General features: G+C 64.4%; 16 protein-coding genes. 8 read left to right on the top strand and 8 right to left on the bottom strand.

What is annotated here, in order from left to right:
- Positions 1 to 7: 7 nt before the first annotated feature.
- Positions 8 to 400, bottom strand: coding sequence for a succinate dehydrogenase, cytochrome b556 subunit (gene sdhC, locus ACZ9EJ_RS20670; protein ID WP_038590827.1), 393 nt, complete (start codon positions 398 to 400; stop codon positions 8 to 10).
- Positions 401 to 685: 285 nt separating this feature from the next.
- On the opposite strand from sdhC, the gene ACZ9EJ_RS20665 reads away from it, so the two are divergent.
- Positions 686 to 1,111 (top strand): hypothetical protein, encoded by a 426-nt coding sequence (locus ACZ9EJ_RS20665; protein ID WP_046631910.1) that lies wholly within the window; start codon positions 686 to 688, stop codon positions 1,109 to 1,111.
- A 39-nt stretch (positions 1,112 to 1,150) separates the two neighbouring features.
- Here ACZ9EJ_RS20665 and ACZ9EJ_RS20660 read toward each other — a convergent pair whose 3' ends face one another.
- Entirely contained in the window at positions 1,151 to 2,143 is a 993-nt protein-coding gene (locus ACZ9EJ_RS20660) for an AraC family transcriptional regulator (protein WP_046640207.1), read from the bottom strand.
- Between the two features lie 68 nt (positions 2,144 to 2,211).
- On the opposite strand from ACZ9EJ_RS20660, the gene ACZ9EJ_RS20655 reads away from it, so the two are divergent.
- Positions 2,212 to 2,580: a DsrE family protein gene (locus ACZ9EJ_RS20655; protein ID WP_046631908.1), complete on the top strand. Its 369-nt coding sequence runs from the start codon at positions 2,212 to 2,214 to the stop codon at positions 2,578 to 2,580.
- Between the two features lie 86 nt (positions 2,581 to 2,666).
- On the opposite strand, the gene ACZ9EJ_RS20650 is transcribed toward ACZ9EJ_RS20655, so the two are convergent.
- Genes ACZ9EJ_RS20650 through tsaD form a run of 5 tightly spaced genes read right to left on the bottom strand, consistent with a single transcriptional unit; the run spans position 2,667 to position 6,197 of the window.
- Positions 2,667 to 3,314 (bottom strand): class I SAM-dependent methyltransferase, encoded by a 648-nt coding sequence (locus ACZ9EJ_RS20650; protein WP_046640125.1) that lies wholly within the window; start codon positions 3,312 to 3,314, stop codon positions 2,667 to 2,669.
- 7 nt (positions 3,315 to 3,321) lie between these two features.
- Complete coding sequence (locus tag ACZ9EJ_RS20645) at positions 3,322 to 3,762, bottom strand: EVE domain-containing protein (protein WP_046640126.1); 441 nt, start codon at positions 3,760 to 3,762, stop codon at positions 3,322 to 3,324.
- Between the two features lie 8 nt (positions 3,763 to 3,770).
- On the bottom strand, positions 3,771 to 4,061 hold the full coding sequence (locus tag ACZ9EJ_RS20640; RefSeq protein WP_007757780.1) for a YciI-like protein: 291 nt from the start codon (positions 4,059 to 4,061) through the stop codon (positions 3,771 to 3,773).
- A gap of 37 nt (positions 4,062 to 4,098) precedes the next feature.
- Positions 4,099 to 5,103 carry an NAD(P)H-dependent glycerol-3-phosphate dehydrogenase gene (locus ACZ9EJ_RS20635; RefSeq protein ID WP_046640127.1) on the bottom strand — a complete coding sequence of 335 codons (1,005 nt, stop codon included), beginning with the start codon at positions 5,101 to 5,103 and terminating at the stop codon, positions 4,099 to 4,101.
- Positions 5,100 to 6,197, bottom strand: a complete 1,098-nt coding sequence (gene tsaD / locus ACZ9EJ_RS20630) for a tRNA (adenosine(37)-N6)-threonylcarbamoyltransferase complex transferase subunit TsaD (protein ID WP_046640128.1) — start codon at positions 6,195 to 6,197, stop codon at positions 5,100 to 5,102. Before tsaD ends, ACZ9EJ_RS20635 begins: the two co-directional genes overlap by 4 nt.
- Before the next feature lie 71 nt (positions 6,198 to 6,268).
- Here tsaD and hemC point away from each other — a divergent pair, with 71 nt between their 5' ends.
- From hemC to ACZ9EJ_RS20600, 6 genes are all read left to right on the top strand, one after another.
- Positions 6,269 to 7,198 carry a hydroxymethylbilane synthase gene (gene hemC, locus ACZ9EJ_RS20625; RefSeq protein ID WP_046640208.1) on the top strand — a complete coding sequence of 310 codons (930 nt, stop codon included), beginning with the start codon at positions 6,269 to 6,271 and terminating at the stop codon, positions 7,196 to 7,198.
- A 4-nt stretch (positions 7,199 to 7,202) separates the two neighbouring features.
- On the top strand, positions 7,203 to 7,913 hold the full coding sequence (locus tag ACZ9EJ_RS20620) for a uroporphyrinogen-III synthase (protein ID WP_046640129.1): 711 nt from the start codon (positions 7,203 to 7,205) through the stop codon (positions 7,911 to 7,913).
- Positions 7,914 to 8,003: 90 nt separating this feature from the next.
- Positions 8,004 to 9,254: a COG4223 family protein gene (locus tag ACZ9EJ_RS20615; RefSeq protein WP_046640130.1), complete on the top strand. Its 1,251-nt coding sequence runs from the start codon at positions 8,004 to 8,006 to the stop codon at positions 9,252 to 9,254.
- Positions 9,255 to 9,269: 15 nt separating this feature from the next.
- Positions 9,270 to 10,889 carry a heme biosynthesis protein HemY gene (locus tag ACZ9EJ_RS20610; RefSeq protein ID WP_046640131.1) on the top strand — a complete coding sequence of 540 codons (1,620 nt, stop codon included), beginning with the start codon at positions 9,270 to 9,272 and terminating at the stop codon, positions 10,887 to 10,889.
- A gap of 21 nt (positions 10,890 to 10,910) precedes the next feature.
- Positions 10,911 to 11,390 carry a tellurite resistance TerB family protein gene (locus tag ACZ9EJ_RS20605; RefSeq protein ID WP_046631894.1) on the top strand — a complete coding sequence of 160 codons (480 nt, stop codon included), beginning with the start codon at positions 10,911 to 10,913 and terminating at the stop codon, positions 11,388 to 11,390.
- Positions 11,391 to 11,404: 14 nt separating this feature from the next.
- Complete coding sequence (locus ACZ9EJ_RS20600; protein ID WP_046640132.1) at positions 11,405 to 12,187, top strand: glutamine amidotransferase; 783 nt, start codon at positions 11,405 to 11,407, stop codon at positions 12,185 to 12,187.
- On the opposite strand, the gene ACZ9EJ_RS20595 is transcribed toward ACZ9EJ_RS20600, so the two are convergent.
- Entirely contained in the window at positions 12,175 to 13,434 is a 1,260-nt protein-coding gene (locus ACZ9EJ_RS20595) for an MFS transporter (RefSeq protein ID WP_046640133.1), read from the bottom strand. The two genes, ACZ9EJ_RS20600 and ACZ9EJ_RS20595, sit on opposite strands and share 13 nt — an antisense overlap.
- Between the last annotated feature and the right edge of the window lie 5 nt (positions 13,435 to 13,439).

Here is a 13,439-nt window from a genome sequence, read left to right as displayed (position 1 = left end):
GAGAACCTTACCGAACGAGGAAGCCGATCACCCAGACCAGCACGGTCAGACAGAGCGATGCGATGATATTGGCGATGGCGAGCTTGGTGGAGAATTCCTTCTCGAAACCGTGGCCGAGGTCCCACATGAAATGGCGGAAGCCGCCGAGCATGTGGTGGATCAGCGCCCAGGTATAACCGAGCAGCACGAGCTTGCCGAGAAGGCTGCCGAGCGCCCAGTTGGCCCAGTCGTAATAGGCCGGGCCGCTGGCGGCGGCGATCAGCCACCACGCCACCAGAATGGTGCCGACATAGAGCGCACCGCCTGTAATGCGGTGCACAATCGACATGATCATGGTGGGGATTGGCTTGTAGATTTGAAGATGCGGCGACAGGGGCCGGTTATTTGTCACATTCGCCATCAGAACCTCGCGGCGTCGTATGCGGTATCAAGGGCGGGCGCCCAACAATGCACGGTGCCGAAGAAATGTGCATTGCATCATTGGCGTGGTTTAATCGCACGGATGTCGGACGACAAGAACAATTCAAACGGATTTCCAATTTAATCGATTGTGGCTTTCTCAGGGCTGGCGCGGTTCATATCCGGCGGTCACATTAACTACGATTTGGAAAGATTTCGTTGCCGCCGGGACGGGAGGAGCCGTTTTATGATAACGTTTCGTTAATCATATCTTCCGGAGTTCGCCATGATCGCGAATCGCATCAAGCCTGTCCTGGCCGCCGCGGCGCTTTTCGCCTCCCTCGCATCCGCCGCCAACGCCCGCGACGGCTGGAGCGACGCTGGCAGCGGCGTCTACCGCCTTGGAAGCAATCGCTGGGTCGAGCGGGCAGACAACATGTCGGATGTCGAAGGCTTCCGCGTCTTCTATACCGGCACCGCATCGTTCGTTCGCAAGCTCGGCATTTTCAGCGGCGCGCTGCAGGCCCGCCCGATCCCCGATTTCGGCGTCTATTTTTCGCGCTATTTCTCGGAAGACTACTGGCGAGGACAGGAAGGCCGCGTGGTGCTTGCGCCCAAGGCCAAGATCATTGATGTCGGCACAGGCCTGCGCGGCTTCGCGGACGCCTGCTCCTACGAATTCGGCGTCTGCGTCATCCGCGGTGGGAACTGAACCGCGACGCGGCAACCCCGTCTTTAAGTCTCGCCACTTTCAGCCCATCGCACGCCATGCCGCCGGCGGGGTGCCGTACGTTCGCGAAAAGGCACGGCTGAAAGCCGCTTCGGTCGCATATCCGGCATCGTAGGCGATCGCGGCAATCGCCTGCCCTGTCGTTGCCAGAGCGACGCTCGCCAGATAGAGGCGCCACTCGCGCACATATCGGACAGGTGAAGTCCCGAGGATCGTCTGGAAACGTTCCGCCAGCACGCTGCGCGACATCCCCGACGCGGTCGACAGTTCCCCCAGCGACCAGTCGCGCATTGGATCGTCATGAATGAGTGACAGGCAGCGCGACAGCGCCGCGTCGGCCAGCGCCGCCAGCCAGCCGGCGGCCTGCGGTTCGGCCATGGTGATCTGGTGGCGCAGGATCTCGATAAACAGTATTTCGGTCAGTCTCGGCAGCATGGAGATCCCGCCCGCCCGTGGCATATCGACCTCGTCCACCATCTGCCGGATGGTCGAGCGCAGCCAGTCTCCGTCATTCGCACCGCGCGTCCTGACATGGATCAGTTTCGGCAGCGCGCGCCTCAGCGGCGCAAAGCTCAGCGCGTCGCACTGGAGATAGCCGCAGAGCAGCCTGACCCCTTGCGTGTCGTCACCGTGGCGAATGACCGGAATTTGGCGCCACGGCTTCGGCGGCAGTTGCCGCGTCGGGTTGACGATCGCGCCGTCACCCCCCGAGCCCAGCTGGTGCCCGGTGCCGAAGGGAAAGACAAGCACGTCGCCCGGCTCGAGCGCCGCCTCCTGGCCTTCCATCTTCAGCCAGCAATGGCCGGCGGCGACGATGTGAAACGGAACCGTGCCGATTGCCTTCCCCGAGAGGTTCGCCATGGAGGGTGTGGCATCCGTCTGCCAGTTGCCGGAAGGCATGAAGCAGAACTGCAATGACCCTGAAAGGCGGATTGTGGACAACAGAGCCGACAGCACGTCGTCCCGCGCCACGCCACGCGTCAGGTCAGGATTTTCGGACAAGCCTTCACGCATCTCGGCCAAAGACAGGTTTCGCCCGCCTTCCTACAGTGAGCACGTCAACTCAACCGTGGGAGGATACAATGCAAACCCCAACTGATAAACTGGTGGTGCTCGTCACCAAGGGAATCGATTCCGAACTTTCATCCGTCGCCTTCACGATTGCCAATGGCGGCATCACTGCAGGGCTCAAGGTCTCGGTATTTCTGACCAGCGCCGCGATCGATCTCGTCCGCAAGGGCGGGCAACGGATGACCCATGTGGCGCCGCTCGATCCGCTGGCACAATCGATCGACGATTTCCAGAAACGTGGCGGCACGATCTGGGCATGCCCGCCCTGCGTTAAATCGCGCGGTTACGACGAGGGCGACCTGCTCGAGGGCGTCGTTATCGTGGGGGCAAGCGCAATGCATGCCGAGATCAAGGACGGAGCCGCCACGCTCTCGTTTTGACCACCACGAACATCCGTTGGGATCGAGCGGAGAGGCTTTTCACATCCTCTCGGTCCCATCGCTGCTTCAGCGGCGAGCCCACAAGCCTATCGGGCAAACCGCCAGACCGTCGTCTTCTTCACCTCGCTGTCCTCCAGCGCCCGGGTGACCGACACCTGATAGACGGCAAGCTGCTCAAGTCGGTCCTTCGGGAAATAGCTGCGGCCGGGATCGCCGACCAGAACCAGCTTCCCCTCGCCCGCGAGCCGCGCGAACCACGGGATCAGGGCCGCCGCAAACTCCCGGTCGTAGAAGACATCTCCGGCAAGGATCACATCCGCCTCGGCCGCCCTGCCGATCTGGTCTTCGGCGGTGGAGCGGATCACGACACCGTTGGCCACGGCATTCAGCCCTATGGCGCTGGCAGCCCAGGGATCGATATCCGCCGCCAGCACGTCGGCCGCACCGGCGAGCTTCGCGGCAATCGCCACCAGTCCGGAGCCGCTCGCAAAATCCATGACCCGCCTGCCCGCCACCGTTTGCGGATGGTCGAGAACATAGCGGGCAAGCCCCTGCCCGCCCGCCCAGGCAAAAGCCCAGTAAGGCGGCGGCAGGCCGATCTCCTGCAGATCCTCCTCCGTCTTCAGCCAGAGATCATGTGCCTCGCTCGCCAGATGCAGCCTGATTTCCGGCACATGCGGCGGGCTGACGAGGTCGGTATTGTCGAGGACGAAGGACCTGGGATCAGTTTTCAAAATCCGCTCAATCCGGGGATCGCGGCGGATTGTCGAGACCGCCGAGTTTGCAGATCTCGAAATATTCCTCGTCGGTCACCGGCTGCACCGAAAGCCGCATCGACGTCACCAGCGACATCTTCTCGAACTTCGGGTTCGCCTTGATGTCCTTCAGCGTCACCGGCTTCGGCATGTCGGTCACGGCGCGGATATCGACGCAATCCCACTTCGGATCGCCTTGTGCCGTCGAATCGGGATGCGACAGCGCGCAGACCTCGACGATGCCGACGATCTCCAGCCCGTCATTCGAATGGTAGAAGAACCCCTTGTCGCCGATCTTCATGGCCCGCATGTTGTTGCGCGCCAGATAGTTGCGCACGCCGGTCCATTCGGTGCCTTTTTCGCCCGCCGCCTTCTGCTGCTCCCAGGACCAGGAGGACGGTTCGGATTTGTAAAGCCAGTACGCCATCTGTCGCCTCACTCCGGCTTGTTGAAGACCCAGTTCCAGGCTTTCACTTCTACCTTCTCGAACAGGCCGGCCATATAATAGGGATCGGCTTCGGCGATCGTGCGGGCAGCGGCCATGTCGGCGGCTTCGACGACCACGAGGCTGCCGTTCGGCTTGCCGTCATCGTCAAGGAACGGACCTGCGAACTTCAGAACCCCCTCGGCATTGAGCTTGTTCAGGTGCTCCACATGGGTCGGGCGGGTTTCCATCCGGACGTTCAGATGGCCGGGCTTGTCGGTGCACAGAAACGCAAACAGCATCAGTCTCTCCTTGCATGGGCTTTTTGGGGGAATGATCTTATTCGGTGGTGATCGGCCGGGTCATCAACTGTTCCATGGCCGTCATGATATCGAGCTTGCCGTCGATGATATCGGCCACCGCGTTGGTGACCGGCAGCTCGACGGAGAATTTTTCGCCGAGACGCGCCGCGACGGAGGCCGCAAAGGCACCCTCGACCAGCGGCCCGCCCACCGTTTCCGCGGGGTCGCCCCAATTCCCGCCAGTTTGGCCGAGCGCGATGCCGAAACGCAGGTTTCGCGATTGATGGCTGGTGCCGGTCAGCACCAGATCGCCGAGGCCCGACAGGCCCCGCACCGTATCCGCCTTGCCGCCCATCGCCTCGATCAGCCGCGACATTTCCGCCAAGCCCCGCGAGATCAGCGCCGCACGCGCCGAATCGCCGAGGCCTGCGCCTTCGATGATGCCGCAGGCAATCGCCAGCACGTTCTTCAGCGCCCCGCCGAGCTGCACCCCGATCCGGTCGGTCGAGGCGTAGAGGCGGAACGTACGACTGGAAAGCGCGGTGGCGAGCCGTTCCGCCAGCACACGATCGGCCGCGGCAATCGCCATCGCCGTCGGCAGGCCGCGGGCGATATCGGCCGCAAAGCCCGGCCCGGACAGCACGGCAACCGGATGATGCGGCAGTTCCGCCTCCAGAACCTCGGTCAGCAAACGGCCGGAAGACCTGTCGATGCCCTTGGCGCAGGTCACGACCACCGCGCCCTCCGCCAGATAGGGACCGTAATGCCGCGCCGCATCCGCCTGCGCCTGCGAGGGCATGGCGAAGAGCACCAGGCTCGCCTCGCCGATCGCATCCGGTTCGGCCGAAAACTCCAACGCATCCGGCAGAGGCACGCCGGGAAGGACTGCATCATGCACCCGGTCGTCGCGCAGATCGCTCATCAGCGAAGGGTCGCGGCCGATCAGGGTCACCGGATGCCGGCCTTCCAGCGAAATCACGGCGGCAAGTGCCGTTCCGAAAGCGCCGGCGCCGATGACGACGATCCGTTCCCGAGTGCTCATGCCTTGGCTCCTCGCTTGCCAGACCCGAGCAGGGTCTTGGCATCCTTGTCGAGCGGCCAGCGCGAGCGCGGCGCCACATCGAACCCATCCGTCGGCATGTCCTCCGCCATCCGCTCGAGCCCCGCCCAGGCGATCATCGCCGCATTGTCGGTGCAGAGTCGCAGCGGCGGCGCGATGAAGCGGAAACCGTTTTCGATGCAGAGTGCCTGCAGCGTACGGCGGATTTCCTGGTTGGCGGCAACGCCACCCGCGACGACCAGCGCCCGATCGACATCGAGATGCGCGAATTCCTGCTTGAATCGCGCCAAGCCTCGGCCGATGCGGTCGCGCAGCGTCCGGGAAATCGCCTTCTGGAACGAGGCACAGATATCGGCGACATCCTGGTCGCTCAAGGGCGCGATCTCGGTCGCCGCCTGCCGCACCGCCGTCTTCAGCCCTGAAAAGGAGAAATCGAGCCGCGCTTCGCCGACCAGCGGCCGCGGCAGCGAGAACCGGTCCGGATTGCCCTTCAGCGCCGCCTTTTCGACCGCCGGCCCGCCGGGATAGGGAAGACCCAGCAGCTTTGCCGTCTTGTCGAAGGCTTCGCCGAGCGCATCGTCGATCGTCGTGCCCCAGCGCTCGTATTCGCCGACGCCACGCACCAGAACCAGCTGGGTATGACCGCCGGAAACGAGCAGCATCAGGTAGGGAAAGAAAAGTCCGTCGGTCAGCCGCGCCGTCAACGCATGGCCTTCGAGGTGATTGATCGCCATCAGCGGCTTGCCTGCCGCCCGCGCGATCGCCTTGGCGGTCATGAGCCCGACGATCAGCCCGCCGATGAGGCCCGGTCCGGAGGTTGCCGCCACCGCATCGATCTCGTCGAGCGAGACATTGGCGCGGGTAAGCGCTTCCTCGATCAGCCCGTCCAGCGCCTCGACATGCGCGCGCGCCGCGATCTCCGGCACAACGCCGCCATAGGCACTGTGTTCGTCGAGCTGCGACAGCACGACGTCCGAGAGGATTTCGCCGCGGCCGTCCTCATGGCGCGCGACGACGGAAGCCGCCGTCTCGTCGCAGCTAGTTTCAATGCCGAGGATGCGAAGAAAGGTCGCCATGGGCCTATCGATAATTGCGATGCCGGATAAACCGGTCTACGAAAGCCTCCGGTAACAACGGAATGACGCGGATGCAAACAAAACCTTTCCGGATCGGCACGCGCGGCAGCCCGCTGGCTCTCGCCCAGGCTTTCGAAACCCGCACGCGGCTGATGGCGGCGCATGGCCTGCCGGAAGAGATGTTCGAGATCGTCGTGCTGTCGACCACCGGCGACCGGATCACCGACCGGTCGCTTTCGGAGCTCGGCGGCAAGGGCCTGTTCACCCAGGAACTGGAGGAAGGCCTGATCTCCGGCGACCTCGATTTCGCCGTGCATTCCTCGAAAGACATGCCGACCAAGCTCCCCGACGGCCTGCGCCTTGCGGCCTACCTGCCGCGTGAGGACTTTCGCGATGCCTTCATCGGCCGCACGGCCCATACGCTGGCCGCCCTTCCGGATCATGCCACCGTCGGCTCCTCGTCGCTGCGCCGCCAGGCGCTGATCCGCCGCATCCGGCCGGATATCAACGTCATCACCTTCCGCGGCTTGGTCGAAACCCGGCTGCGCAAGCTGAACGAAGGCCAGGTGGACGCCACCCTGCTCGCCTATGCCGGCCTGAAGCGCCTCGGCAAGCAGGACGTGGTCACCGAACTGCTCGACCCGGCCGACTTCCCCCCGGCACCGGCGCAGGGCGCGATCTGCGTCGAAAGCCGTGTCAGTGATGCCCGCATCGATGCGCTTCTCGACCCGATCAACGACCGGCCGACCTATGACGCCGTCTCCTGCGAACGCGCCTTCCTGGCCGCACTCGACGGGTCCTGTCGCACCCCGATCGGCGGCTACGCCATCTGCGAGGGCGACCATCTGAAGTTCTCAGGCCTCATCCTGACGCCGGATGGCCGCAAGGAACATTCGATCGAGACCGAAGGCAAACGGGCAAACGCGGAAAAGCTCGGCCGCCAGGCGGGCGAAGCCGTCCGCGCGGCGGCCGGCGCCGATTTCTTCGAAGGCTGGTCGTAAAGCCATGCGGGTCGTCGTCACCCGCCCCGAAAATTCGGCCCGCCGGACCGCCGAACGGCTGCGGAACCTCGGCCATCAGCCGGTCCTGCTGCCGCTGACCAAAGCGATCCATCATCCGGAAATCGCCGAGGCAGCGCTCTCCGGCCCGCATGCCGCGCTCGCCGTCACCAGCGCCGAAGCCGTCCGAGTGCTGTCCCTACTAGGCGAGCGCTTGAACCCATATCTCGGCCAAACCCTCTTCGCCGTCGGAGAAACGACGGCGAAGGCGGCCGAAGAGGCCGGCTTCCGGAATATTCGCTCCGGCGCCGGAACGGGGGCCGAGCTTGCCGAACTCATTGCAGGCTATGCATCCACTTTCGATGCGCCCCTGCTCTATCTCGCCGGCAAGCCGCGCTCACCGAAATTCGAGGAAGGGCTGCGGACGAATGATGTCCCATTCGTGACGTCCGAAGTCTACGACATGACACCCATAGCCTACGATGAGGTTTTCATCCGTAGCATCCTGCTCGATCCGCCCGTGGATGCGGTGCTTCTTTATTCCCGGGAAAACGCCCGGCTATTCTGCGATTTCGCTGCACCGCACCTGAAGGAACTTGCATCCGTGCAGTTCGTTTGCCTCAGCGACAACGTCGCCGAAATCATTCCCCGGGAATTCCATAGAAATATCAAGATCGCCAGCCACCCTGACGAGGATGGGGTATTGGCACTCCTTTAGTCGATGTGTGGCGCCAAAATCCCGCCCGCCCCTTTCTTTCCGATGACCCACCCACTAGTTTCCTGTGAGCGCATGCAAAAAGAGGTCGAGATGGTACCGGAACAACCACCCCGCCGATCCAAGACAGACAAGGAGCCGGTCACGATCGACCTCACGGCCGAGCAATCGGATGTGGTCGCCGAGCCCGTCCGCAGCAACGACACCGATGAAGCGGTGAGCGCGACCGAGCCTGCCGAAGACGTTTCCGCAAGCACCGAAGAACCGGCAAAGGCCGAGCCCACGGACGAACCGGCATCCAGCCCTTCGGCCGCAGATGAGCCGCGTTATGACGACCCCTGGTCTGCCGCCGCCCAGAGCGACCCGCATCCGGCGACCGTGGCCCCAGAACCGGAACCGACCCCGGCTGCGCCTCAGCGCCCGAGCCCCGCCACGTCGACGCTGATCGCCGCCGGCATTTTCGGCGGTATCGTCGCGCTGCTGCTGGCCGGCAGCATGCAATATGCCGGTTACCTGCCCGGCGCCACGCCCGCCCCGGCCGCCTCCAGCACGGCCGGCCTCTCCTCCGAGGTCGCCGCACTGCGCCAGGAAATCGCAGCACTCAAAAACCGGCCTGCAGCAGCAGCGGCGCCCGATGCCGCGCTCGCCAGCCGCGTTGCGGCGCTTGAAACAGCGCCCCGGGCATCGGGCGGCGCCAGCGAGCAGGCGCTTGCCGCTCTGAAGGCCGATCTCGACCGGCTCCGCGCCACGGTCCAGTCGGCCGCAAGCGCCGATTCCGGGCTCGCCCAGCGCCTGGACCAGGCCGAGGCCAAGCTGAACGATCGCGGCCCGGAACAACAGGTCGCCCGCGCCGTCGCGGCTGCCGCCCTCAAGGCCGGCATTGATCGCGGCGGCCCGTTCGAGACCGAACTGCAGACCTTCAAGACAGTCGCCGGCGACGATCCGGCGGTCGCCGACCTCCAAAAGTTCGCTTCCGCCGGTGTGCCCGCTCGTGCCGAACTGCAGCGTGACTTCCCCCGTGTCGCCGATGCGATGCTGGAAGCAACCGCCCAGCGGGACCCGAACGAGGGCATTGCCGGCCGGCTGCTCTCGTCCGCCATGTCGGTCGTCAAGGTCCGCCGGGTCGGCGATGTCCAGGGCGAAACGCCGGATGCGATCGTCGCCCGCATGGAGAATGCGCTGCGCAACGGCGATCTCCAGGCCTCCGCCCGCGAATGGGACGCGCTGCCGGAACCGGCAAAGGCCGTTTCGCGCGATTTCAAGCAGAAGCTCGATGCCCGCATTCAGGTGGAAAATCTCGTGGGCGGAACGCTGTCGCGCGCCGTCGCCGGCACCCAAGGCTGAGGACGGAAGAACCGGATGGTCAGACTTTTCATTTTTCTCGTTGTGGTGCTGGCTCTCGGCTGGGGTTTCTCCTGGCTTGCGGATCGCCCCGGCCTGATTTCCATCACCTGGCAGGACCACCTGATCGAAACCAGCCTGATGGTGGCCGCCACCGCCATGGTCGCGCTGGTCGGCGCAGCGATGCTGCTCTGGTGGATCGTCGGCGTGATCTGGACCTCGCCCTATTCCGTCCGCCGCTATTTTCGCGCCCGCAAGCGTGACCGGGGCTACCAGGCGCTGTCGACCGGCCTGATCGCCGCCGGTGCCGGCAATGCGCTGCTTGCCCGCAAGATGAGCCTTCGCACCCGCGGCCTGATCAGCGCCGACCAGGAGCCGCTGATCCATCTCCTCGAAGCCCAGGCGGCGCTCATCGAAGGCAAGCACGACGAAGCGCGCAAGAAATTCGAGCAAATGGCCGAGGATCCGGAAACCCGCGAACTCGGCCTGCGCGGCCTCTACATGGAAGCCCGCCGGCTCGGTGCCAACGAGGCCGCCCGCCAATATGCCGAAAAGGCCGTCGAACACGCACCCTACCTGCCCTGGGCCGCCCAGGCGACGCTCGAATCCCGCAGCCAGTCCGGCCGCTGGGACGATGCGATCCGCCTGCTCAACCAGCAGCGCATGGCCAATATCCTCGAAAAGCCGCAGGCCGAACGCTGGAAGGCCGTGCTCCTGACCGCCAAGGCAAACGACCGCCTGGAAGGCGATCCGAAGGGCGCCCGCGACGATGCCATGGCGGCCCTGAAACTCGCCAAGGACCTGGTGCCCGCCGCCGTCATCGCCGCCAAGGCCTGGCTCCGCGAGGACAATGTCCGCAAGGCCGCATCCACCCTCGAAGGCGTCTGGAAGCTCGGGCCGCATCCGGAAATCGCCGGCGCCTATATCCGCGCCCGCAGCGGCGACAGCACCGTCGACCGCCTGAAGCGCGCTGAAAAGCTCGAGGCTATGCGCCCCAACAACATCGAATCGCTGCTGGCCGTCGCCCAGGCCGCACTCGATGCCCAGCAGTTCAAGAAGGCACGTGCCAAGGCGGAAGCCGCCGCCCGCATGCAGCCGCGCGAGGCCGTCTACCTGCTGCTCGCCGATATCGAGGAAGCCGAGACCGGCGACCAGGGCCGCGTCCGCCACTGGATGGCGCAGGCGTTGCGCGCACCGCGCGATCCCGCCTGGGTGGCCGATGGTTTCGTCTCGGAAAAATGGCTGCCGCTTTCCCCGGTCACCGGCCGCCTCGATGCCTTCGAGTGGAAGGCGCCGTTCGACCAGCTCGAAGGGCCTGTCGAGGAAGGTTCACTCGCTGCCGATACAGCAATCGCCAGCCTGCCGCCTGTCCGCGAGATAAAACCCGAACCTCGCGCCGAGGAGGCGCCCAAGCCGATCCTCGTCGAGGTCAAGCCGGCGCCGCAGGAGGCAAAGCCCCTTGAGAAGGAGTTAGCTGTTGCAGCAAAAACACCAGCCCCGGCGAATGTGACCTCGAAGGGCGGAAAAACCCCTGAAAATGGGGAGGAGCCCGTTCCCTTTTTCGGCCGTCCGCCGGATGATCCGGGTGTGAAAGATCCCGATGCCGCGCAGCCCGCAACCAGGCTCCGGCTATTCTAGAAGGCGAGGGCCTGGAGATAGATGTTAGATCGCATTCAGGCCTTCCTCCAAACTCTGACCGGATCCCACCACACGGAAGAATTTGCGCCCGACGATCCTCGGGTGGCCTTTGTCGCACTCTGTTTCCAGGTCATGGAGGCGGACGGCAACATCTCCGATCAGGAACAGCAGAAGTTTCGCGACCTGCTGCGCGAACGTTACGACCTGAGCGAGGATCGCCTCAAGGCGCTGATCGAGGTCGGGCACCAGGCCGGCAGCGAGGCGGTTGACTATTACCGCTTCACTTCCGATCTTAGAAAACATCTCGTTGACGAAGAAGACCGCGTCGAGCTTCTCGGCATCCTCTGGGATATCGTCTATGCCGACGGTCAGCGCAGCGAGATCGAAGATCACGTGATCTGGAGGATCGCCGATCTTCTGGGCGTTTCGGCTCGCGACAGGGTTCTGGAGCGCCAGCAGGCCGCCGCACGTGCAACCGGAGGAGATGAGGGAGGAAACTAAAGGACATTGTTGAAATGCTGATGTTCCCTTCCCGTCAAACCCGAAAACTTCCGGTACTCATCGTGCTGCACCAGGAGCGCTCGTCGCCCGGGCGTGTCGGTCAGATGCTGTCCGACAAGGGCTTCCCGCTCGATATCCGCCGACCGGTGCTCGGTGATCCCCTGCCGGACACCATGGCCAATCATTCCGGCGCGGTGATCTTCGGCGGGCCGATGAGCGCCAACGATCCGGATCAGTTCGTCAAGACGGAGATCGACTGGATCGGCGTTCCGCTCAGGGAGAACAAGCCCTATCTCGGCATCTGCCTCGGCGCGCAGATGATGGTGCGCCATCTCGGCGGCACGGTCGCGGCGGAGAAGAACGGCCTCACCGAAATCGGCTGGTATCCGCTACGCGCCACCGAACATGGCCGGCTGCTGATGAAATGGCCGAAAATGGTCTATCACTTCCACCGCGAAGGCTTCGATACGCCGCGCGGCGTGCAACTGCTTGCCGAAGGCGATGCTTATCCGAACCAGGCGATCCGCTATGGCGACAATGCCTGGGGCCTGCAGTTCCACGCGGAACTGACACGCGCCATGATGCAGCGCTGGGTCGTGCATGGCGCCGAGCGTTTCACCATGCCGAATGCACAGGCCGGCCGCGACCATCTGGAGGGCCGGATGATCTTCGACGCGCCGCTCAAGGAATGGCTCTGGAATTTCCTCGATCTCGTCTTCGAGCCGCGGGCCGACGGCGCGCAGGCGGATGGCGAAAAGATCAGAAATATTCGGCAGCCGGCGCTTCAGGCCGGCTGAACCGATCTTTCTTCCCGGTCCGGCGCCTCGAGGCTGTCGATCCTGCGCAGCTTCGGGAAGCCCATGGCCCAGATGATCGCGACGCCCAGCGTGCCGACACCGCCGATCACCACGGCCGGCACGGCGCCGAAGATCGAGGCCATCGTACCGGCGCGGAACTCCCCGAGCTCGTTGGATGCACCGACAAACACCATGTTGACCGCATTGACCCGGCCGCGTACCTCGTCCGGCGTCCACAGCGCGATCAGCGTCTCGCGCACATAGACCGAGATCATGTCGGACGCTCCCATCAGCATCAGCGCCGAGATCGACAGCCAGGGCGTCGCCGAAAGGCCGAAGATCAGCGTGCCGAAGCCGAACAGCCCGACGCCGATGAACATCGCCACACCCGCATGATGACGGATCGGATAGAAGGCGAGGTAGATCGCGACGATGATCGCCCCGACGCCCGGTGCTGCCCGCAGCATGCCGAGGCCCCACGGGCCGAGTTCGAGAATATCGCGTGCGAAGATTGGCATCAGCGCCACCGCGCCGCCCAGCAACACGGCGAACAGATCGAGCGAGATCGCCCCGAGCACGATCTTCTCGCCGGAGATGAATTTGAAACCGGCAAGGATCTGGCCCCAGCTGACCTTGTCCACGGCTTTGCGCTGTGCGGGCTTCGGGATCGTGAACACCAGCACGGCCGCCAGGATGAGAAAGGCGAAAGCGATCGAATAGGCGGCAACTGCGCTGACGCCGTAGAGCAGGCCGCCGGCCACCGGGCCGACGATCGCCGCCGTCTGCCAGGACGAGGAATTCCAGGCGACCGCATTTGGCAGGTCGTGTTCCGGCACCAGGTTCGGCCCGAGCGACTGGACCGCCGGCCCCATGAAGGCGCGCTCGATCCCGAACACGATCAGGATGCCGAAGACCGGCCAGGGCGAAAAGGAATGGGTGACGGTGAGCGCCAGAAGGGCGCCGGCGCAGAGTGCCCCGACCACCATGCAGATCGCCACGATCGCGCGTCGGTTATAGCGGTCGGCGACCGAACCGGTGACGAGGATCAGGAGCAGCGACGGCAGGAACTGGAAAAGGCCGATCAGGCCGAGATAGAGCGGATTGCTGGTCTCGTCGTACATCTGCCAGCCAACCGCGACGCTGATGATCTGGATCGCAAAAGCCGCGAAAAGTCGGGAAAAGAAGAAGCGAGTATAAGATGCGTGCCGGAAGGCGGCGAAACGATCGCCCGAGGCAGAAATGGACATGAGGC

The organism is Neorhizobium sp. USDA 3394, assembly GCF_056280385.1.
This window is presented reverse-complemented; position numbering and strand designations above follow the sequence as displayed.

What these genes read in the sequence shown, in the direction of transcription:
- sdhC (WP_038590827.1), bottom strand. Translation starts at nt 400, where the DNA reads ATGGCGAATGTGACAAATAACCGGCCCCTGTCGCCGCATCTTCAAATC.
- ACZ9EJ_RS20665 (WP_046631910.1), top strand. Translation starts at nt 686, where the DNA reads ATGATCGCGAATCGCATCAAGCCTGTCCTGGCCGCCGCGGCGCTTTTC.
- ACZ9EJ_RS20660 (WP_046640207.1), bottom strand. Translation starts at nt 2,143, where the DNA reads ATGCGTGAAGGCTTGTCCGAAAATCCTGACCTGACGCGTGGCGTGGCG.
- ACZ9EJ_RS20655 (WP_046631908.1), top strand. Translation starts at nt 2,212, where the DNA reads ATGCAAACCCCAACTGATAAACTGGTGGTGCTCGTCACCAAGGGAATC.
- ACZ9EJ_RS20645 (WP_046640126.1), bottom strand. Translation starts at nt 3,762, where the DNA reads ATGGCGTACTGGCTTTACAAATCCGAACCGTCCTCCTGGTCCTGGGAG.
- ACZ9EJ_RS20640 (WP_007757780.1), bottom strand. Translation starts at nt 4,061, where the DNA reads ATGCTGTTTGCGTTTCTGTGCACCGACAAGCCCGGCCATCTGAACGTC.
- ACZ9EJ_RS20635 (WP_046640127.1), bottom strand. Translation starts at nt 5,103, where the DNA reads ATGAGCACTCGGGAACGGATCGTCGTCATCGGCGCCGGCGCTTTCGGA.
- tsaD (WP_046640128.1), bottom strand. Translation starts at nt 6,197, where the DNA reads ATGGCGACCTTTCTTCGCATCCTCGGCATTGAAACTAGCTGCGACGAG.
- hemC (WP_046640208.1), top strand. Translation starts at nt 6,269, where the DNA reads ATGCAAACAAAACCTTTCCGGATCGGCACGCGCGGCAGCCCGCTGGCT.
- ACZ9EJ_RS20620 (WP_046640129.1), top strand. Translation starts at nt 7,203, where the DNA reads ATGCGGGTCGTCGTCACCCGCCCCGAAAATTCGGCCCGCCGGACCGCC.
- ACZ9EJ_RS20615 (WP_046640130.1), top strand. Translation starts at nt 8,004, where the DNA reads ATGGTACCGGAACAACCACCCCGCCGATCCAAGACAGACAAGGAGCCG.
- ACZ9EJ_RS20610 (WP_046640131.1), top strand. Translation starts at nt 9,270, where the DNA reads ATGGTCAGACTTTTCATTTTTCTCGTTGTGGTGCTGGCTCTCGGCTGG.
- ACZ9EJ_RS20605 (WP_046631894.1), top strand. Translation starts at nt 10,911, where the DNA reads ATGTTAGATCGCATTCAGGCCTTCCTCCAAACTCTGACCGGATCCCAC.
- ACZ9EJ_RS20600 (WP_046640132.1), top strand. Translation starts at nt 11,405, where the DNA reads ATGCTGATGTTCCCTTCCCGTCAAACCCGAAAACTTCCGGTACTCATC.
- ACZ9EJ_RS20595 (WP_046640133.1), bottom strand. Translation starts at nt 13,434, where the DNA reads ATGTCCATTTCTGCCTCGGGCGATCGTTTCGCCGCCTTCCGGCACGCA.